Below are 19,093 nucleotides of genomic sequence, written 5' to 3'. Positions count from 1 at the left end.
GTCTCAAAACAGAACCATTTGATTCTGGAGTATTTGGTTCTAAAATGAAACCTCGAAAGGAGGCCGCACATGACAACCGATGCCACTACCCCCTGCCCGGTGGGGCGCGCGCTGGATCTGGTCGGCGACCGTTGGTCGCTGCTGATCGTGCGCGAGGCCTTCGACGGGGTGCGCCGCTTCAGCGATTTCCAGCGCCGCCTGGGGATGTCGCGCAGCATGCTCAGCCAGCGCCTGCAGGCCTTGCTGGAGGCGGACGTGCTGACGCAGCAGCCGCTGGGCGAAGGCCGCAGCTATCAGGAATATGTGCTCACCGAGCGCGGTCGCGCGCTGTTCCCGCTGGTGGTGGCGCTGCGCCAATGGGGCGAGGCCTTCCTGTTCGCGCCCGGCGAGCCACGCTCGGTGCTGCAAGCCGACAGCGATGGGCTGCCGTTGGCGCCGATGCAGCCGCGCGACCAGCGTGGGCAGGTGGTTGAGGGCGCCGACACCCGGGTGATGAAGCCCCTGTCACCCTGATTTCGCGCGGGTTGCGGTGTCTCAAATGTAAGCATCCTGTTGACAGGCATGAACACGCTCGCCCACTCTTCCGGGTGGGGCGCCGGTCACGGGCTCCCGGGTGGTGCGGCTGTCACGACGGGCGGAGGGGCCTGGACGTAGCCGTCATCGCCTTGCGTTGTAAACGGTTCCGCGCGCCCGCGCGTGGTTCCCGCCGACATGGCGCTGCACCCTTCTGCGGCAAGACTCCCTGGATTTATTGCGCAAGCAAAGGTGTTTCGTCCGCTCATGAAAACGATTTCAAAGCCCCTGGCCCTGACGGCCGCCATCGCGCTCTCGCTGAGCGCTTCCGCCTGGGCTGCTGCCCCGGCCGCCACCACCGACGCGTTCACCGTGCTGACCCTGGAACAGACCCCGGGTGACCTGGACGCCGCCGTGGTCGCCGCGCAGCTGGAGCAGCTGCAGGTCGATGCAGTGACCGTGCGCAACGTGGAGCGCCGCGCGGACCGCGTGGACCCACTGCAGGGCCTGGCCGATGCGCTGGGTTATCACTATCGTTTCGTGACCGCCGATCCGGCCGCCGCGCAGCAGACCGGCAGTGTCGTGCTCACCCGCCTGCCGATCGAGGCCGAATCGGGCACCGAGCAGCCGTCGCTGAATTATCTGCGCCTCAACGATGGCCGCCACGTGGTCGCGCTGTACACCAGCGCCGCCGATGCTGCGGCACTGCCGCCGCTGGTCACCGGTTCGCGCCTGGGCGCGCCGGCCGTGCTGCTGGGCGCGGTCAGCGCCGATGCGGCCACCACCGCGGGCTTCGATCCGTCGCGTGTCGCGCTGGAAGCCAATGAAAGCTACTTCAGCGATGGCTTCCAGTCGGCCACGTCGGCGGCGATAAAGCTGCGCACCCATGACGGCAAGAAGGGCACCACCGCCGCCACGCTGCTGACCCTGGGCTATGCCGCGCCGGTCGGTGGCGACACGCCGTGGATGGACACCGGCCTGAACGCCGATGCCCGCGCCAAGGCGCTGGTTGCGCAGATGACCGTGGATGAGAAGTTCCAGATGCTGCACAGCTACTTCGGGCTGGGCAAGGATGGCGGTCCGCTGCCGGAGGGCGCGGTGGGTTCGGCCGGTTTCGTGCCGGGCGTCCCGCGTCTGGGCATTCCGGCGCAGCAGTCGGCCGATGCCGGTGTTGGCGTGACCAATCCGGGCGGCCTGCGCAAGGGCGACCACGCCACCGCGATGCCGTCCGGCCCGTCCACGGCCTCCAGCTGGAACCCGGACATCGCCTTCGCTGGCGGTGCCACCATGGGGCGCGAAGCCTGGCAGCAGCGCTTCAACATCCTGTTGGCCGGCAGCGTCAACCTGCAGCGCGATCCGCGCAATGGCCGCAATTTCGAATACGCCGGTGAAGATCCCCTGCTGGCCGGTGTGCTGGTCGGTGAGTCGATCCGCGGCGTGCAGAGCCAGCACGTCATCTCCACGATGAAGCACTTCGCGCTCAACGACATGGAGACCTCGCGCAATTTCCACAGTGCCGAGATCGGCGAGCAGGCGATGCGCGAATCGGACCTGCTGGCGTTCGAGATCGCCATGGACATCGGCAAGCCCGGTTCGGCGATGTGCTCGTACAACCGCATCAACGGCACCTACGGCTGCGAACACGATTACCTCATGAACGAGGTGCTCAAGCAGGAATGGAAGTTCCCCGGTTTCGTGATGTCCGACTGGGGTGGCGTGCACAGCGGCTCCAAGGCGGCGCTGGCCGGCCTGGACCAGCAGTCGGCCGGTGAAGTGTTCGACAAGGCGGTCTATTTCGACGAACCGCTGCGCCTGGCCGTGGCCGGTGGCGTGGTGCCGCAGGCGCGCCTGGACGACATGGTCGGCCGCATCCTGCGCACCATGTTCGCGCACGGCAATTTCGATCTGCCGCCGGTGCATGAGCCGATCGACGATGAGGCCGGCTTCCACGCCGCGCAGCGTACCGTTGAAGAAGGCAGCGTGCTGCTGCGCAATGCCGATGATCTGCTGCCGCTGGGCAAGGACGTGCAGCGCATCGTCATCATCGGTGGCCATGCCGACAAGGGCGTGATCGGCGGCGGCGGTTCTTCGATGGTGGGTTGGACCGCGCGGGGCACCAATGCGGTGCCGGGCGTGATGCCGACCACCTGGCCGGGCCCGGTGATCTTCCACCCGTCCTCGCCGCTGGAAGCGCTGCGCGCCGAGCGTCCGGATGCCCGCATCGATTACGTGGATGGCCGCGATGTGGCCGCCGCCGCGCGCGCTGCCGCAGCCGCCGATGTGGCCATCGTGTTCGCCACGCAGTGGTCGGCCGAATCGGTCGATCTGCCGCACATGCAGCTGCCGGACAACCAGGACAAGCTGATCGCCGGTGTGGCCAAGGCCAACCCGAAGACCGTGGTGGTGCTGGAAACCAATGGTCCGGTCGAGCTGCCGTGGCTGCAGCAGGTGCCGGCCATCCTGCAGGCCTGGTACCCGGGCATCCGGGGCGGTGAAGGCATCGCCGCGCTGCTGACCGGCAAGGTCAATCCGTCCGGTCGCCTGCCGGTGACCTGGCCGACCGATGTCAGCCAGCTGCCGCGCCCGCACGTCAATGGCCTGGGCTTCAACCCGAAGAACAAGCCGGACGACACCATCGATTACGACATCGAAGGCGCCAACGTCGGCTACAAGTGGTTCGCCGCCAAGGGCCTGACCCCGCAGTACGCGTTCGGCCATGGCCTGTCCTACACCAGCTTCGGCTACGACAACCTGCAGGTGGTCGTGGAAGGCCAGCGTGTGGTCGCCAGCGTGGACGTGCGCAACACCGGCAAGGTCGCCGGTGCGGATGTGCCGCAGCTGTACCTGCAGCTGCCGCAGGGCAGCACCACCCCGATCCGCCTGATCGGCTTCCAGAAAGTGACGCTGCAGCCGGGCGAAAGCCGCCGGATCCGCATCGAAGCCGAGCCAAAGACGCTGGCCAGCTTCGATACCGCCGCCAAGCAGTGGAAGATCGCCGGTGGGCAGTACGAAGTGCAGCTCTCGCGCGCGGCCAATGCACCGGTGCAGCGCGTGCCGCTGGAGCTGGCCGAGCAGGTCGTCCGCTGAGCTGACGAACGCGCCGGTACCGACCCACGGGCGGTACCGGCCGCGGATCGGACGCAACGCGCGTTGCGGGGTAGGGCACGACCGGTGGTCGTGCCACCGCTCACCCCGGCAGGTGCTCGCGCAGGTGCGCCAGCAGCAGCCGGACCCGGCGCGAGGGCTGGGCGGTGTTCGGAAACACCGCATATACGCCCTGGCGCGGGAAGCGATGACGGCGCAGGATCGGCAGCAGCCGGCCCTGCGCCAGATCGTCATCGATCAACCACTGCGGCAACACGGTCGCGCCGGCCCCGGCCAGCGCGAAGGCGCGCAGCGTGGATGCGTTGTCGACCGTAACCACCGCATGGGCGGGGTTGCAGGCAAACACCTGGTCGCTGCCATCGGGCGCCACCAGCGGTAGATCCGCCAGGCGCGGATACCCCAATCGTGGCAGCGTGCGGATCCAGTCCGGGTCATCGCGCGCGGCATCATCGGGCAGCGTGGACAACAACGACGGCGCGGCGACCGCGCACAGCGCGTGTTCGTCCAGCAGGGTCGCGCGCAGCTGCGAGTCCTGCAGGCGCCCCAACCGGATCGCCAGATCGAACCGCTCGGGAATCAGGTCCGCCGGCGCCGGTGAGGTGGACAGGTGCAGGCGCAGCTCCGGATGCAGGGCGCGGAATGATTCCAGCACCGGCACGACCCGGGCGATCGCATACTCCGGCGTGGTGGTCAGCCGCAGCGTGCCACGCAGCTGCAGCTGTTCGCTGCGTGCCTCCTCGATCGCCAGCTCGGCAGTCGTCAACAGGGCAGTGCAGTGCTGGTAAAAGCGTTCGCCGGCCTCGGTCAGCGCCAGGCTGCGCGTATTGCGCACCAGCAGCGTCACGCCCAGTTCCTGTTCCAGTCGCTTGAGGTTGAAGCTCACCACGGCGCGGCTCTGGCCGAGGCGCTGCGCGGCAGCGGTCAGGCTGCCGGCGTCGACAATCGCCTTGAAGGTCTCGAAGCGGTCCAGGCTGACCATGGCGGCGCTCTGACTGTCAAAAAAGGTTTGACAGTCTTGCATCCGGTTGCCTGTATATCCAGCCGCCGCCAACGCGCATGCTGCCGCCTCGCAATCGGAGCGCCGCATGACATACCGGGCCAGGGTGGAAACGTTGTACCTGCTGGGATTCTCGCTGGACCTGGTGAACATGTTCATCGGTACCGTCGCGTATCCGGCCATCGCCACCGAGCTGCACGCGTCCGTGCCCCAGCTGGCGTGGATCGGCAATGCCTACATGCTTGGTCTGACCCTGGTCATTCCGCTGGGCAGCTGGCTGGCGGCGCGTCTTGGCGAACGCCGGGTGCTGTGCGTCTCGCTGGCGTTGTTCACGGTGGGCGCGGTACTGGCGGGCACCGCGGCCAGCATCGAGGGGCTGATCGGCTGGCGGCTGCTGCAGGGGCTGGGCGGCGGACTGCTGATTCCGGTCGGGCAGGCGATGGCCTACCGCGAATGCCCACCGGCCGACCGCGCGCGCCTGACCGCCCGCATCATGGCGGTGGCGCTGCTGGTGCCGGCGCTGTCGCCCACACTGGGCGGTGTGCTGGTGGAGTGGGGCTCATGGCGCGGCGTGCTGCTGGTCAGTGTGCCGCTGGCCATGGTGGCCTTCGCGCTGGCGGCCGCGTGGGTACGCCCGCGTGCGCCGGTGGCCGTACCTGCGCTGGACCGTCGCGGGCTGTTGCTCGGCTCACTGGGCCTGAGCGTGTTGCTGGTCGCGCTGAGCCTGCTGGCAGAGCCGGGGCAGTGGATGCTGGGCGCGGGCCTGCTCGTGGTCGCCACCCTGGTGCTGGCGTTGTATGCCCGCAGTGCACGCCGTACGGATCATCCGGTCCTGCAGTGGTCGCTGCTGCGGCATGCCTCGCTGCGGCTGGCGATGCTGGTCTATCTGCTGGTGCCCGGTACGTTCATCGGCACCCAGCTGGTGGCCACGCTGCTGCTGCATCGCCAGGGCTACGGCGCCGCGGCCATCGGCGGCTTCATGCTGCCGTGGGCGATCGCCTCGGCCTGCGCCATCGCCACCACACGACACTGGCTGCCACGCATCGGGGCGCGCCCGCTGTTGACGGCCGGCATGGGATGCCAGGCGGTCGGCATCGCGCTGTTGATCGGCATACAGGCCAGCCAGCCGTGGCTGCCGGTGCTGGCCTTCGCACTGATGGGCCTGGGCGGGAGCCTGTGCAGCAGCAGCGCACAGACGCTCGCGTTCCAGAGGCTGGCGGACGCGGAGCTGCTGCCGGGCAGTGCGCTGTGGAATCTCAACCGTCAACTCAGTTTCTGTCTGGCCGCCGCGCTGCTGGCCTGTGTGCTGGCAGTGCTGTCGTCCGTGCTGCCAGCGCACGCGTTCCCGCTCACCCTGATGCTGGCGGCGGCCATGAGCCTGCTGCCGATGCTTCTGCTATGGCGCCTGCCGGCGTCTTCCCTTGCCTTGAGAACCTCCCCATGAATGACACGCTTGCCTTCAACGAGATCCATGACCTGCATGTGCTGATCGAAGACTGGTTCACCGGGCGCTCGCCGGTGGCTGCGTTGCACACACTGCTGGCCCACTTCAGCGAGGACTTCAGCATGGTCGGGATCCGTGGCGTCCGCCTGGACACGCCCGCGCTGGCCGGCTTCTTCGCCGCCGCCCATGGCAGCCGGCCCGGGTTGCGGATCACGGTCGATGCACTGCAGTACCTGCCGCTCGCGCCAGCCGCCTGCGCGGTGCGCTATCGCGAGGATCAGATCGGTGCGGATGGCACCGGCCATCGACGTGAGGCCTTGGCTGTCCTCGTGAGCCGCCCGGACGGCACGCTGCGCTGGCAGGCTTTGCACGAAACGGTGGTTGGCAGCTGAATGCGCGAAACGGCCACGGAACAGGCCGATCGGCATCTACCGGGGCCGCGCCTGCGGCGCTAGGCTGCGGGAGTTGCCATCACTGCCGGGAGAGCCCCATGCGTGTGCGTGTATTGCCAGTTGCGTTGTTGAGTCTGATGGTTGCGGCCACTGTGTCGGCGCAGACCTCGCCGATGACCCCGGACATTCCCGCCAAGGGCTTCGTGACGCCCACGGCGCAGGACAACTACGACAAGCGCGTGGTGATGGTGCCGATGCGTGACGGAACGAAACTCTACACGGTGATCGTGGTGCCCAAGGGCGCCAGGAACGCGCCGATCCTGCTGACCCGTACCCCGTACGATGCCGCCAACCGTGCCAAGCGCATGGATTCGCCGAACATGCGCGACATCCTGCCGCAGGGGGATGAGGTGTTCGTTGATGGCGGTTACATCCGGGTGTTCCAGGACATCCGCGGCAAGTACGGCTCCGAGGGCGATTATGTGATGACCCGGCCGTTGCGCGGGCCGCTCAACGCCACGAAGGTGGACCACGCGACCGACGCATGGGACACCATCGATTGGCTGGTCAAGCATGTGCCCGAAAGCAACGGCAAGGTCGGCATGCTGGGCTCGTCCTATGAGGGTTTCACCGTGGTGATGGCGCTGACCAACCCGCACCCGGCATTGAAGGTGGCCGCGCCGCAGAGCCCGATGATCGATGGCTGGATGGGCGATGACTGGCTCAACTACGGTGCGTTCCGGCAGGTCAATTTCGGCTATTTCACCGGTCAGCTGGCCAAGCGCGGCAAGGGGCCGTCGATTCCCAGCGTGGGCTACGACGACTACACGACCTTCCTGCGCGCCGGCTCGGCCGGGGACTACGCCAAGGCCAATGGCCTGGATCAGTTGCCGTGGTGGCACAAGCTGATCGAACACCCGGCCTACGACGCGTTCTGGCAGGAGCAGGCGCTGGACGCGCGCATGGCCAAGACCGAGTTGAAGGTACCCACCATGTGGCTGCAGGGGCTGTGGGACCAGGAAGACATGTGGGGCGCGGTGCACAGCTATGCGGCGATGGAGCCGCGTGACACCGGCAACACGCTGAACTATCTGGTGATGGGGCCGTGGCGGCACAGCCAGGTCAACTATGACGGCAGCAGCCTGGGGTCGTTGAAGTTCGACGGCGACACCGCGCTGCAGTTCCGCCGCGATGTGCTCAAGCCGTTCTTCGATCAGTACCTCGTGGATGGCGCCCCCAAGGCGCAGACGCCGCCGGTACTGATCTACAACACCGGCGAAAACCAGTGGGACAAGCTGCAGCAGTGGCCGCGCAGCGTGGCCCAATCCAGGCCGCTGTATCTGCGCGCGGGCGGCAAACTGTCCTTCGAAGCACCGCAGGCGGGAGAGGCGACGTTCGAGGCGTATGTGTCCGATCCAGCCAAGCCGGTGCCGTTCGTGCCGCGCCCGGTGCGGTTCGCTGACCGCGATATGTGGACGAGCTGGTTGGTGAAGGATCAGCGCTTCGTGGACGGCCGGCCGGACGTGCTGACCTTCGTCAGTGAGCCCTTGACCGAGCCGCTGCGGATCGGTGGTGCGCCGCAGGTCAATCTGCAGGCGGCGACGAGTGGCAGCGACAGCGACTGGGTGGTGAAGCTGATCGATGTGTATCCCGACCAGACGCCGTCGACGCCCGAGATGGGCGGGTACGAGCTGTCGGTCTCGATGGCGATCTTCCGTGGCCGGTACCGCGAGAGCTTCAGCGACCCGAAGGCGATCGCGAGCAACCAGGTGCTGGACTATAGATTCGGTCTGCCAACGGTGAACCATGTGTTCCAGCCGGGCCATCGGGTGATGGTGCAGGTGCAGTCGAGCCTGTTCCCGCTGTATGACCGCAATCCGCAGACGTTCGTGCCGAATATCTACCTGGCCAAGCCGGGCGATTACCAGAAGGCGACGCAGCAGATCTGGCACGCGCCGCAGCAGGCCAGTTTCATTTCATTGCCGGTGTACTGAGCGGACACAGCCTGCTTTCCCACGCGGCTGCGCTGGCACGCCGCGTGCGGGCCGCTCCGGTTGCATTGCATCGTCCGTGGACAGGCGGTAGCGTGCAGCTCCGCTTTTCCTGATATGACCGATGAAAAGGATGTTCGTGGTCGGCGCGCTGATGTCGCTGGCAGGCGGCGCGCCCGCCCAGTCGTTCACCGTGCTGGGCAACAGTTTCGGCGCTGAGGCGCTGGTGTCCGTCGATGGCCGTCTGCTGGTGCCCCCCAATGGTGCGCGCATGCATCGGCTGTCCGCCGACCGCTGGATGCGCGCGCAGGGCCCCACTACGCCGCAGCAGTGGTACGACGATGCAGGACGCCTGCTGCGCGAGGACCGCGGCTACACCGAGTACCACGAACGGTTCGTGCTGCGGCAGGCCCCACCCGGTGATCCTGTGTGGGAGGCGTTCATCCAGGCGGATGGTGAGGCGGTCGGTGGCCGGGGTGTGGTGGATGCGCTGGGGCAGGTGCGCCTGCCGGCACTGAAGGATGGCGAATGGCTGCCGTTGGCGGTGCCCGATCGCGTGCTGTGGAACGCACGCAGTGGTCCGCTGCGTTTCCATGACCTGCAGGGGCGCCCGGTCATGGAACTGGACGAGCGACAGGTCCAGTGGGTGGCCGGGCCCTTCGCCGGCCGCCACGTGTATGTTGCTTGCAGTGTCCAGGTGCCTGAGCACTGCGAGGTGCGGGATGAAAACGGCACGACGGTGTTTTCCGATGACATCGACGCGCTGTTGCCGGTTAGCGACGGTGGCTGGTGGCTGCGTCAGGGCGAGCTGTGGCGGCGGGTGGATGCACAGGGCAGGGCGACGGACATCGCCCGCTATCGGCAGGATGGCCTGTATCCCCGCTACCGACAGTACGGCGGTACCGCAGGCCGGCGCGACTGGCCCGAGCAGGTCTATCGGCACGCTACCGGCAGCGCCGACGACACGCCCGAGCCCGGCTGGCTGATGGCCGACGGACACTTTGCCGCGCAGCGTGGCACCGTCCGCCTGGACTACTGCGGTGGCCGCTGGCAGGTGCTGGACAAGGAGGGCGCCCACCCGCCCACCGCCGCCCCGGCCGCACTGGCAGCGGTGCTCGACGAACCCGATGCCGAACAGCGGCAGGCACCGCCGTGGCGCGTGCGCCATCCCACCCAGACCGAGACCGCAGCGGTGCTGGACTGCCATGGCGAGGTCGTGTTCGCGCCTTCAGACGTGACCCGGTTCGACGCCGTCGGCACTGGATTGCTCGGCAGGTTTGGCAGCGAATCCTCACCGCGCCTGTGGTGGGATGGACGCACGGCCTACACGGTGCCTGCCGACATGGCCATCGACGAAAACCACGTCACTCCGCCGTTGCTGTTGCTCCGGGATCAGGCCGCCGGCGTCAAGCACCTGTACAACCTCGAGCGTGGCCGTATCGTGGGTCGTCCCGTCGACGATGTGGTGCGCATGGACGGTAGCCGGGTGGTATTCCGCCGGGACGGAAAGCTGGGCATGGTGCTGGCCGATGGCAGCGAACCGGCGCCGCCGGAGAGCTTCGATATCCTGCCCTGGGGCGCGGACCGCACCTGGACGCGCCGCTATCTGGACGGGGGCGATGAGGAACTGGTCCTGCTGGATGCCAACCATCAGGTGCTGCGACGACGCCTGCTGTTCAGCGGCGTGGAACTGCAGTCCAGCTGGGAAGGGGACGTGGAGAGTCAGCCGCTGACGCTGTTGAATCTCGGCACCATGCGCTTTGCCGAGGGTGAGTACTTCGTCCAGCAATGGCTGGATCGCGACGGACAGGTGCTGCTCAGTGACATCAGCTGTCCGGCACCCGGCAATGGCCCGCCCTCGAAGGGGAAGGGCATCCTGCTCGGGCGCGGGTGGCGCGTGGACAGTGTGCCCACGCGCCCCTGCACGCTGCCCCGGGCGCTGCTGCCGGTGCTTGCCGGCGGCGATGTGACCGATGCGATGCGCGACCGGTGACCGCGCGCGGATCAGCCTGAAACGCTGGGGTAGTCGGTATAGCCGTGCGCACCGCCGCCGTACAGCGTGTCCTGGTCCAGGTCGGACAGCGCTACGCCGAGACGGAAGCGCTCGACCAGATCCGGGTTGGCGATGAAGGGGCGGCCGAACGCGATCATGTCGGCATAGCCCGACGCCACGGCCGCTTCCGCGCGTGCCTGGTCATAGCCGTTGTTGGCGATCCAGGCCCCCTTGAACTTGGCGCGCAGGGCGGCATAGTCGAAGGCGATGTTGTCACGCGGGCCACCGGTCGCCCCTTCGATCACATGGATGAAGGCCAGCGGGCCGATGGCATCCAGGCGTTCGACGGCGCGTTCGAACAGCGGTTGCGGGTTGGAATCGGCAGCGTCGTTGGCCGGTGTCACCGGCGACAGGCGCACACCGGTGCGGTCGGCGCCGATTTCCGAGACGATCGCGCGGACCACTTCCTCCAGCAGACGGGTGCGGTTCTCGATGCTGCCACCGTAGTCGTCGGTGCGCTGGTTACTGCCATCGCGCAGGAACTGATCGATCAGGTAGCCGTTGGCGGCATGCACTTCCACGCCGTCGAAACCGGCGGTGATCGCGTTGCGCGCGGCCTGGCGGAAGTCCTGGATCAGGCCGGGAATCTCGTCCAGGCGCAGGGCACGTGGTTCGGAGACCGCTTCAAAGCCCTTGGCCGTGAACGTTTTGGTGTTGGCACGCAGGGCACTCGGTGCCACCGGGACCTCGCCCTCGGGCAGCAGGCTGGTATGCGAGATGCGGCCGACGTGCCACAGCTGCAGCACGATCTTGCCGCCGCGTGCATGCACCGCATCGGTGACCTTCTTCCAGGCGTCGATCTGGGCCTGGCTGTAGATGCCGGGCGTGTCGAGATAGCCCTGGCCCATCGGGCTGATCTGGGTGGCCTCGGCGATGATCAGGCCGGCGCTGGCGCGCTGCTCGTAGTACTGGATGGCGAGCGGATTGGGGATGCGGTCGTGGATCGCGCGGTTGCGTGTCAGCGGTGCCATCGCGACGCGGTTGGCGACGTCGATGGCCCCCAGACGGGTGGGGGAGAACAACTGGCCGTCATTGGAGTCTGTCATGGGTTTACCTTGGGGGAGGGCGACCGCCATCGGCCGCTGAAAGAAGGGAGGCAGGCGTACGACCCCGAGCATAGGCGCAGGTGCGTTGCAGCGATGGGAAGGATTGTTGCGGAGCACGCTGTGCACGTTCTGTAACGTTTTCGCGGCGTATGGTCGACGCATGGGCAGGCACTGCCCGCAGCCTTATTCCAACCCGAGGAACAACGCGATGATTGATTATCAACTCAAGGGAAAGGTCGCCATTGTCACCGGCGGCGTCTCCGGCATCGGCCTGGCCGTGGCCGAACTGCTGGCCGATTCCGGCGCGGCGGTGGCGGTCTGGGATCTCAAGGCCGATGCCGTCGAGAAGACTGCCGAGGCGCTGCGCAGGAAAGGCGTGAAGTCGATCGGCATCGCCTTGAACGTCACCGACGAGAGCGCCGTTGAAGCGGCCGTGAAGCAGACCGTCGAGGAACTCGGCGGGCTGGATATCGCAGTGAACAACGCGGGTATCGGCGGGCCGTCGGCGGCCAGCGGCGACTACCCGGTGGACGGCTGGAAGAACGTCATCGACGTCAATCTCAACAGCGTGTTCCTGTGCCAGCGGGCGCAGATCCAGGCAATGCGCAGCGCGGGAAACGGGGGCAGCATCATCAATATGGCCTCGATTCTGGGCCAGGTGGGGTTCGGCAACTCCTCCGCCTACGCGGCTGCCAAGCACGGTGTGGTCGGGCTGACCCAGACGGCCGCGTGGGAACACGCCGCAGACAAGATCCGCATCAACGCCGTGGGCCCCGGTTTCATCGCCACGCCGTTGCTCGACAAGATGGACCCGAAGGTGAAGCAGGCGCTGGAGAGCAAGCACGCGCTCGGCCGGCTCGGCACGCCGGAGGAAGTCGCTGCGCTGGTGGCCTGGCTGGCCAGTGCGGACGCCAGCTTTGCGACCGGCACGTACTACGCCATCGATGGCGGGTACCTGGCGCAGTAAGCCCCGCGACGGCAGGCTCACCGGGGCCTGCCGTTGGCTTCACGGTCCTCAGACGCCCTTGTCTGCGACGCTCCGTCCATTGCCGGATGAGAGGTGCAGATGGGACTGGAACAAGATCTATCAATCCTGCTGCGGATCGCCGTGGCAATGCTGCTCGGCGCCACGCTTGGGATCGAGCGGGAGATGGGCAAGCATGCGGCCGGGCTGCGCACGCACATGCTGATCGCCGGTGCTGCCGCCCTCATTGTCGGGCTGGGTGACAGCATTGCCGAGCACTTCCAGGAAGAGCGCTACCGCGACCTGCTGCAGGTCGATCCGGTCCGTCTCATCGAAGCCGTGGTGGCCTGCGTCGGCTTTGTCGCCGCCGGTACGATCCTGCGCGGTTCGCGCGACGATCAGGTCAGCGGCCTGACCACCGCCAGCTCACTGATCATGGCCGCGGCGATCGGTATCGCGGTCGGCATCGGTGAGTACGTGATCGCTATCGGGGTGAGTGTGTTGTGCCTGATCGTGCTGGTGGTGTTCAGCCGTATCGCTAAAAAACTGGAGTCGTCATGAGCAGTGAACGTCCCTTCGAGATCCAGCGCATCGACCATGTGGTGCTGCGCGTGCAGGATCTCCCACGCGCGGTGCGCTTTTACTGCGACGTCCTGGGCTGCACGGTCGCCCGCGAGCGGCCCTCGTTGGGCATGGTGCATCTGCATGCCGGCGAATCGCTGATCGATCTGATCAGTGTCGACGGCCCGCTGGGGCGCGAAGGTGGCGCAGCACCTGGGCGGGAAGGACGCAATGTCGAGCATGTCTGCCTGCGCGTGGAGCCGTTCGACGCCGAACAGGTGCGCGCGCATCTGCAGGGGCTGAACGTGGTCCTGAGTGGACCGGCCGAGCGCAACTACGGCGCGGAGGGTGACGGTCTGTCGCTGCGCCTGCGCGATCCGGATGGCAACTCGGTCGAGCTCAAAGGCCGCTCGAACGACTGCGGCTGTTAAGTGGTACTACCAATAGGCGGGCCTAGACCTATGGTCTAATAGGCTCGCCCTGCGTTTGGCGTTTCAATGCGGGCAGTTTCAACGACTGGCATGAATATTGGTACTACCAATGGTCGTCGTTGAGCGTTCTTGGTTCGCGCGGTGCTGACCGCGCGGACCCCTGTCCGTCTTGATGAGATCCGCCGATGCAGGCCTGGCAACAACTGTATGACCCCGCTGGCAACCTCTGGCTGTCGAGCCTGATCGCGCTGCTGCCGATCGCCTTCTTCTTCGTCGCGCTGGCCGTGCTGCGCATGAAGGGGTGGCTGGCCGGCACGATCACCGTGGCGATCGCGTTGGCGGTCGCCCTGCTGTTCTACCGGATGCCGCTGTCGCAGGCATTCGCGGCGGCCGGGTATGGCTTCGTCTATGGCCTGTGGCCGATTGCCTGGATCATTCTCGGCGCGGTGTTCCTGTACAAGGTCTCGGTCAAGACCGGCCAGTTCGACATCATCCGCGCCTCGATCCTCTCGGTCACCGAAGACCAGCGCCTGCAGATGCTGATGGTCGGCTTCGCGTTCGGCGCGTTCCTGGAAGGGGCGGCCGGCTTCGGTGCGCCGGTGGCGATCACCGCCGCGCTACTGGTCGGGTTGGGCTTCAAGCCGCTGTATGCGGCCGGCCTGTGCCTGATCGTCAACACCGCGCCGGTGGCGTTCGGCGCGATGGGCATTCCGATCATCGTGGCCGGGCAGGTGACCGGACTGGACACCTTCGAGATCGGCCAGATGGCCGGGCGCCAGCTGCCGTTCCTGACCCTCATCGTGCTGTTCTGGATCATGGCGATCATGGATGGCTGGCGCGGTGTCAAGGAAACCTGGCCGGCGGTGCTGGTGGCCGGCGGTTCGTTCGCAATCGCCCAGTACCTGACCTCCAACTTCATCGGCCCCGAGCTGCCGGACATCACCGCCTCGCTGACCTCGCTGGTGTGCCTGACCCTGTTCCTGCGCAGGTGGAAGCCGGTGCGGATCTTCCGCTTCGATACCCAAACCAGCGCCGAAGCCGCGGCCCAGGCCCTGGAAGCGCCGCGGCATTCCACCGGCCAGATCGTCAAGGCGTGGTCGCCGTTCCTGATCCTGACCGCCATGGTCACGATCTGGAGCATCCCGCCATTCAAAGCGCTGTTCGCCGCCGGTGGCGCGCTGGAGCACTGGGTGCTGAAGATTCCGGTGCCGTCGCTGGATCAGCTGGTACAGAAGATGCCGCCGATCGTGCCGGTGCCGACCGGGTACGAGGCGATCTACAGGTTCGATGCGGTCTCGGCGACCGGCACGGCGATCATGCTGGGTGCGGTCATCGCGATCGTGCTGCTGAAGATGCGCCCGGCCGCGGCGCTGCGCACCTTCGCTGAAACCGCCAATGAACTCAAGGTCCCGATCTACTCCATCGGCATGGTGCTGGCGTTTGCCTTCATCGCCAACTACTCCGGGCTGTCGGCGACGCTGGCACTGGCCCTGGCGCACACCGGCAAGGCCTTCACCTTCTTCTCGCCGTTCCTGGGCTGGCTGGGCGTGTTCCTGACCGGGTCGGACACCTCGTCCAATGCGCTGTTCTCGGCGCTGCAGGCGACCACGGCCCAGCAGATCGGCGTGTCCGAAGTGCTGCTGGTCGCGGCCAACACCACCGGCGGGGTCACCGGCAAGATGATCTCGCCGCAGTCGATCGCGATTGCCTGCGCGGCGGTCGGCCTGGCCGGCAGGGAATCGGACCTGTTCCGCTTCACGGTCAAGCACAGCCTGATCTTCACCGTGATGGTCGGCATCCTCACCACGGTGCAGGCCTACTGGCTGACCTGGATGATTCCCTGAGCCCATGCGCGGCAGTCCGGCCACTGGCATCGACCCCATCGCCCGCCACGCGGGCGACAATGGCGGCATGAAGAACGAACGCCTGTCCGACAAGGTGGCCGCGCAGCTGCGTGGCCTGATCCGTGAGCAGAACCTGCAGCCGGGCGACCGGTTGCCGGCCGAGCGGCCACTGGCGGTGCAGCTGGGGGTCTCGCGCACCGCGCTGCGCGAAGCGATCGCGCAGCTGGCCAGCCAGGGCCTGCTGAGTGCACGGGTCGGCGGCGGCACCTACGTGAGCGAGCCGGCGGCCCGCGCCCGCCAGACCATCGATGAGCCGTTGATGCCGTACCTGCCGCTGTTCCAGGGTGACCCGGAATACCGCTTCGATGTGCTGGAGATCCGCCATGCACTGGAAGGGGCGACCGCCTGGCATGCGGCCTTGCGCGCCACCGACGAGGACCGCGCCAAGATCCGCCAGGCCTTCGACACCATGATGGCCGCGCACGGCAAGGACGACCCCGCCGGTGAGGCACGGGCCGATGCGGCCTTCCACCTGGCCATCGCCGAGGCCTCGCACAACCTGGTGCTGCTGCAGGTCATGCGCGGCCTGTTCGAACTGCTGCAGACCAACATCTCGCAGAGCCGCGAGAAGCTCTATACCTCGGCCCGCACCTTTGAGCCGCTGTCGGTCCAGCACCGCGAGATGATGGAGGGGGTGCTCTCCGGTGACCCCGAACGCGCGCGTGCCGCCGCGCACGCGCACCTGGAATTCGTGCACACGTCCCTGCGCACGCTCGACGACAACGAAGCCCGGCGCGCCCGCGCGTCGCGGCTTCCTTCTTCCCACGGTTGACCCATGATCATCTCCGCCTCCACCGATTACCGCGCAGCGGCGCAACGCCGCCTGCCGCCGTTCCTGTTCCACTACATCGATGGCGGCGCGTATGCCGAGCACACCCTGAAACGCAATGTCGCGGATCTGTCGGACATCGCGCTGCGCCAGCGCATCCTGCGCAACATGTCCGATCTGAGCCTGGAAACGACGCTGTTCGGCGAACGCCTGGCGATGCCGGTGGCGTTGGCGCCGGTCGGGCTGACCGGCATGTACGCGCGCCGCGGTGAAGTGCAGGCGGCGCGGGCGGCGGCGAGCCGGGGGATTCCGTTCACGCTGTCCACCGTCTCGGTCTGCCCGATCGAGGAAGTGGCGCCAGCGATCGACCGGCCGATGTGGTTCCAGCTGTATGTGCTCAAGGACCGCGGCTTCATGCGCAATGCGCTGGAGCGGGCCAAGGCGGCCGGCGTGACCACGCTGGTGTTCACCGTGGACATGCCGACGCCGGGCGCACGTTACCGCGATGCGCATTCGGGCATGAGTGGCCCGAACGCGCCGGCGCGGCGCATGCTGCAGGCGATGACCCACCCGCGCTGGGCGTGGGACGTCGGCCTGTTCGGCCGCCCGCATGACCTGGGCAACATCTCCACCTACCGTGGCAGCCCGACCGGCTTGGCCGATTACATCGGCTGGCTGGGCAACAACTTCGATCCGTCCATTTCGTGGAAGGACCTGGAATGGATCCGCGAGTTCTGGACCGGCCCGATGGTGATCAAGGGCATCCTCGATCCGGACGATGCGCGCGATGCGGTGCGGTTCGGCGCCGACGGCATCGTGGTCTCCAACCACGGCGGTCGCCAGCTGGACGGGGTGCTGTCCACCGCGCGGGCGCTGCCAGCGATCGCCGATGCGGTCAAGGGAGAGCTGAAGATCCTGGCTGACTCCGGCATCCGCAACGGCCTGGACGTGGTCCGCATGATTGCCCTCGGCGCAGACAGCGTGCTGCTTGGCCGGGCGTTCGTGTATGCGCTCGCGGCGCAGGGCGAGGCCGGCGTAGCCAACCTGTTGGACCTGATGGCCAAGGAAATGCGCGTTGCGATGACGCTCACCGGCGCGAAGACCATCGCCGATATCAGTGCCGATTCGCTGGTGGACGCCACGCGTCGCCTCGCGGCGGCGCCATGAACGCCCCATCCCAGGGCACGGCAGCGCTGCTGGCGCAGCTGCGCGCGATCGTCGGCGATGCACACGTGCTGTGCGGCGACAAGCCGACCCGGCGCTTCCGCAAGGGCTACCGTTTCGGCGATGGCCCCGTGCTGGCGGTGGTCCGCCCGGGCACGCTGCTGGAACAGTGGCGCGCCCTGCAGGCCATCGTGGCGGCCAACGCGATCGTGATCATGCAGGCGGCCAACACCGGCCTCACCGGCGGTTCCACGCCGGATGGTGCCGACTATGACCGCCCGGTGGTCATCCTCAACACGCTGCGCCTGACCGGCGTGCAGCTGATCAACGCGGGCCGCCAGGTGGTCTGCCTGCCCGGGGCGACGTTGGACCGGCTGGAGAAGGAACTGGCGCCGCTGGGCCGCGAACCGCACTCGGTGATCGGCTCGTCGTGCATCGGTGCCTCGGTGCTGGGCGGGGTCTGCAACAACTCCGGCGGCTCGCTGGTGCGGCGCGGCCCGGCTTATACCGAGATGGCGTTGTTCGCCCAGGTCGATGCCCACGGCCAGCTGCAGCTGGTCAATCATCTCGGCATCGCGCTGGGCGACACCCCCGAGCAGATCCTGGAGCGGCTGCAGCGCGGCGACTACGTGCCGGCCGACGTGGACAACGGCAACGACCGCGCCGCCTCCGACCCGCGGTATGCCGAGCAGGTGCGCCAGGTCGATGCGGCCACGCCGGCCCGCTACAACGCCGATCCTTCCCGCCACTACGAGGCCTCCGGCTCGGCCGGCAAGCTGGCGGTGTTCGCGGTGCGGCTGGATACCTTCGCGCGCGAGCCGGCTGAGGTGTTCTACATCGGCAGCAACGCGATGGAGGATCTGACCGCGATCCGCCGCCATCTGCTGACCGCGTTCGAACGCCTGCCGATCTCCGGCGAGTACCTGCACCGCGAGGCGTATGACATCGGCGAGCGCTATGGCAAGGACACCTTCCTGCTCATCGATCGCTTCGGTACGGCCCGGGTGCCGGCCGCGTTCGCGCTGAAAAGCCGCGTCGATGGCTGGTTCGAAAGCCTGGGCCTGCGCGGGGTCACCGACCGGGTGATCCAGTGGGCGATGCGCTGCCTGCCACGCCATCTGCCCACGCGCATGGGCCAGTTCCGTGACCGTTACGAGCACCATCTGCTGCTCAAGGTCTCGGCGGAGGATGCCGCCGCAACCGAAACCTTCCTGCGCACTCACTTCGCTGATGGCGAGGGCGACTTCTTCCAGTGCACGGCCGAGGAGGGGCGCAAGGCGTTCCTGCATCGCTTCGCCGTGGCCGGCGCGGCCGTGCGTTATCGCGAAGTGCACCGCGGCGAGGTCGCAGACATCGTGGCCCTGGACGTGGCACTGCGACGCGACGACCGCCAGTGGGTGGAACACCTGCCGGCGGAACTCGACGCACGCCTGGCTGGCAAACTGTATTACGGGCACTTCCTGTGCCATGTGTTCCATCAGGACTACATCGTGCGCAAGGGCGAGGATCCGCTAGCCATCGAGCACGCGATGTGGACGCTGCTGGATGCACGCGGTGCCGAGTATCCAGCCGAACACAACGTCGGCCATCTATATCCGGCCAAGCCGCCGCTGGCGGCGTTCTATCAGCAGCTGGATCCGAGCAATACGTTCAATCCGGGCATCGGCCAGACCGCGAAGACGCGCGGATGGGGCAGCTGCGACTGCACCACCCACGGGTAGAGCCACCCCATGGGTGGCTGTGCCGGCGTATCGCGGGT

At 67.3% G+C, this 19,093-nt stretch carries 15 protein-coding genes; 13 read left to right on the top strand and 2 right to left on the bottom strand.

Annotation, left to right across the window (positions count from 1 at the left end):
• The first annotated feature begins 69 nt into the window (after nucleotides 1-69).
• A complete protein-coding gene (locus ABE472_RS11075) occupies nucleotides 70-513 on the top strand; it encodes a helix-turn-helix domain-containing protein (protein WP_313212390.1) in 444 nt (147 codons plus the stop codon).
• Nucleotides 514-780: 267 nt separating this feature from the next.
• On the top strand, nucleotides 781-3,600 hold the full coding sequence (locus tag ABE472_RS11070) for a glycoside hydrolase family 3 C-terminal domain-containing protein (RefSeq protein ID WP_346462549.1): 2,820 nt from the start codon (nucleotides 781-783) through the stop codon (nucleotides 3,598-3,600).
• Between the two features lie 100 nt (nucleotides 3,601-3,700).
• Here ABE472_RS11070 and ABE472_RS11065 read toward each other — a convergent pair whose 3' ends face one another.
• On the bottom strand, nucleotides 3,701-4,597 hold the full coding sequence (locus tag ABE472_RS11065) for a LysR family transcriptional regulator (protein WP_313218599.1): 897 nt from the start codon (nucleotides 4,595-4,597) through the stop codon (nucleotides 3,701-3,703).
• Nucleotides 4,598-4,703: 106 nt separating this feature from the next.
• On the opposite strand from ABE472_RS11065, the gene ABE472_RS11060 reads away from it, so the two are divergent.
• The 4 genes from ABE472_RS11060 to ABE472_RS11045 all read left to right on the top strand — a co-directional run bounded on the left by ABE472_RS11060 (nucleotide 4,704) and on the right by ABE472_RS11045 (nucleotide 10,435).
• Complete coding sequence (locus ABE472_RS11060; RefSeq protein ID WP_313218598.1) at nucleotides 4,704-6,059, top strand: MFS transporter; 1,356 nt, start codon at nucleotides 4,704-4,706, stop codon at nucleotides 6,057-6,059.
• A complete protein-coding gene (locus ABE472_RS11055) occupies nucleotides 6,056-6,451 on the top strand; it encodes a hypothetical protein (RefSeq protein ID WP_313212394.1) in 396 nt (131 codons plus the stop codon). The genes ABE472_RS11060 and ABE472_RS11055 overlap by 4 nt, the downstream gene beginning before the upstream one ends.
• Nucleotides 6,452-6,549: 98 nt before the next feature.
• On the top strand, nucleotides 6,550-8,445 hold the full coding sequence (locus ABE472_RS11050) for a CocE/NonD family hydrolase (protein WP_346466189.1): 1,896 nt from the start codon (nucleotides 6,550-6,552) through the stop codon (nucleotides 8,443-8,445).
• 121 nt (nucleotides 8,446-8,566) lie between these two features.
• Nucleotides 8,567-10,435: a hypothetical protein gene (locus tag ABE472_RS11045; protein ID WP_346466188.1), complete on the top strand. Its 1,869-nt coding sequence runs from the start codon at nucleotides 8,567-8,569 to the stop codon at nucleotides 10,433-10,435.
• 11 nt (nucleotides 10,436-10,446) lie between these two features.
• On the opposite strand, the gene ABE472_RS11040 is transcribed toward ABE472_RS11045, so the two are convergent.
• Nucleotides 10,447-11,541 (bottom strand): alkene reductase, encoded by a 1,095-nt coding sequence (locus ABE472_RS11040; protein WP_313211443.1) that lies wholly within the window; start codon nucleotides 11,539-11,541, stop codon nucleotides 10,447-10,449.
• A 208-nt stretch (nucleotides 11,542-11,749) separates the two neighbouring features.
• Here ABE472_RS11040 and ABE472_RS11035 point away from each other — a divergent pair, with 208 nt between their 5' ends.
• The 7 genes from ABE472_RS11035 (at nucleotide 11,750) to dld (ending at nucleotide 19,055) form a co-directional block, all read left to right on the top strand.
• Nucleotides 11,750-12,508, top strand: coding sequence for an SDR family NAD(P)-dependent oxidoreductase (locus ABE472_RS11035; protein WP_346466187.1), 759 nt, complete (start codon nucleotides 11,750-11,752; stop codon nucleotides 12,506-12,508).
• Nucleotides 12,509-12,607: 99 nt separating this feature from the next.
• Nucleotides 12,608-13,066: an MgtC/SapB family protein gene (locus ABE472_RS11030; RefSeq protein WP_313211440.1), complete on the top strand. Its 459-nt coding sequence runs from the start codon at nucleotides 12,608-12,610 to the stop codon at nucleotides 13,064-13,066.
• Complete coding sequence (locus tag ABE472_RS11025; protein ID WP_313211439.1) at nucleotides 13,063-13,497, top strand: VOC family protein; 435 nt, start codon at nucleotides 13,063-13,065, stop codon at nucleotides 13,495-13,497. Before ABE472_RS11030 ends, ABE472_RS11025 begins: the two co-directional genes overlap by 4 nt.
• A gap of 185 nt (nucleotides 13,498-13,682) precedes the next feature.
• Nucleotides 13,683-15,341, top strand: coding sequence for an L-lactate permease (lldP, locus tag ABE472_RS11020; protein ID WP_346466186.1), 1,659 nt, complete (start codon nucleotides 13,683-13,685; stop codon nucleotides 15,339-15,341).
• A gap of 67 nt (nucleotides 15,342-15,408) precedes the next feature.
• A complete protein-coding gene (lldR, locus tag ABE472_RS11015; RefSeq protein WP_313211437.1) occupies nucleotides 15,409-16,173 on the top strand; it encodes a transcriptional regulator LldR in 765 nt (254 codons plus the stop codon).
• A gap of 3 nt (nucleotides 16,174-16,176) precedes the next feature.
• On the top strand, nucleotides 16,177-17,337 hold the full coding sequence (lldD, locus tag ABE472_RS11010) for an FMN-dependent L-lactate dehydrogenase LldD (RefSeq protein WP_346462540.1): 1,161 nt from the start codon (nucleotides 16,177-16,179) through the stop codon (nucleotides 17,335-17,337).
• The gene (dld, locus tag ABE472_RS11005) at nucleotides 17,334-19,055 is read left to right on the top strand and encodes a D-lactate dehydrogenase (protein ID WP_346462538.1); all 1,722 of its coding nucleotides are present in this window, start codon (nucleotides 17,334-17,336) and stop codon (nucleotides 19,053-19,055) included. Before lldD ends, dld begins: the two co-directional genes overlap by 4 nt.
• Nucleotides 19,056-19,093: the final 38 nt, after the last annotated feature.

Origin of the sequence: Stenotrophomonas sp. TWI809, from assembly GCF_039673205.1 — a bacterium.
Taxonomy (GTDB): Bacteria; Pseudomonadota; Gammaproteobacteria; order Xanthomonadales; family Xanthomonadaceae; genus Stenotrophomonas.
This window is presented reverse-complemented; position numbering and strand designations above follow the sequence as displayed.

What these genes read in the sequence shown, in the direction of transcription:
- ABE472_RS11035 (WP_346466187.1), top strand. Translation starts at nt 11,750, where the DNA reads ATGATTGATTATCAACTCAAGGGAAAGGTCGCCATTGTCACCGGCGGC.
- lldR (WP_313211437.1), top strand. Translation starts at nt 15,409, where the DNA reads ATGAAGAACGAACGCCTGTCCGACAAGGTGGCCGCGCAGCTGCGTGGC.
- ABE472_RS11045 (WP_346466188.1), top strand. Translation starts at nt 8,567, where the DNA reads ATGAAAAGGATGTTCGTGGTCGGCGCGCTGATGTCGCTGGCAGGCGGC.
- ABE472_RS11040 (WP_313211443.1), bottom strand. Translation starts at nt 11,541, where the DNA reads ATGACAGACTCCAATGACGGCCAGTTGTTCTCCCCCACCCGTCTGGGG.
- dld (WP_346462538.1), top strand. Translation starts at nt 17,334, where the DNA reads ATGAACGCCCCATCCCAGGGCACGGCAGCGCTGCTGGCGCAGCTGCGC.
- ABE472_RS11070 (WP_346462549.1), top strand. Translation starts at nt 781, where the DNA reads ATGAAAACGATTTCAAAGCCCCTGGCCCTGACGGCCGCCATCGCGCTC.
- ABE472_RS11060 (WP_313218598.1), top strand. Translation starts at nt 4,704, where the DNA reads ATGACATACCGGGCCAGGGTGGAAACGTTGTACCTGCTGGGATTCTCG.
- ABE472_RS11030 (WP_313211440.1), top strand. Translation starts at nt 12,608, where the DNA reads ATGGGACTGGAACAAGATCTATCAATCCTGCTGCGGATCGCCGTGGCA.
- ABE472_RS11065 (WP_313218599.1), bottom strand. Translation starts at nt 4,597, where the DNA reads ATGGTCAGCCTGGACCGCTTCGAGACCTTCAAGGCGATTGTCGACGCC.
- ABE472_RS11075 (WP_313212390.1), top strand. Translation starts at nt 70, where the DNA reads ATGACAACCGATGCCACTACCCCCTGCCCGGTGGGGCGCGCGCTGGAT.
- lldD (WP_346462540.1), top strand. Translation starts at nt 16,177, where the DNA reads ATGATCATCTCCGCCTCCACCGATTACCGCGCAGCGGCGCAACGCCGC.
- lldP (WP_346466186.1), top strand. Translation starts at nt 13,683, where the DNA reads ATGCAGGCCTGGCAACAACTGTATGACCCCGCTGGCAACCTCTGGCTG.
- ABE472_RS11050 (WP_346466189.1), top strand. Translation starts at nt 6,550, where the DNA reads ATGCGTGTGCGTGTATTGCCAGTTGCGTTGTTGAGTCTGATGGTTGCG.
- ABE472_RS11055 (WP_313212394.1), top strand. Translation starts at nt 6,056, where the DNA reads ATGAATGACACGCTTGCCTTCAACGAGATCCATGACCTGCATGTGCTG.
- ABE472_RS11025 (WP_313211439.1), top strand. Translation starts at nt 13,063, where the DNA reads ATGAGCAGTGAACGTCCCTTCGAGATCCAGCGCATCGACCATGTGGTG.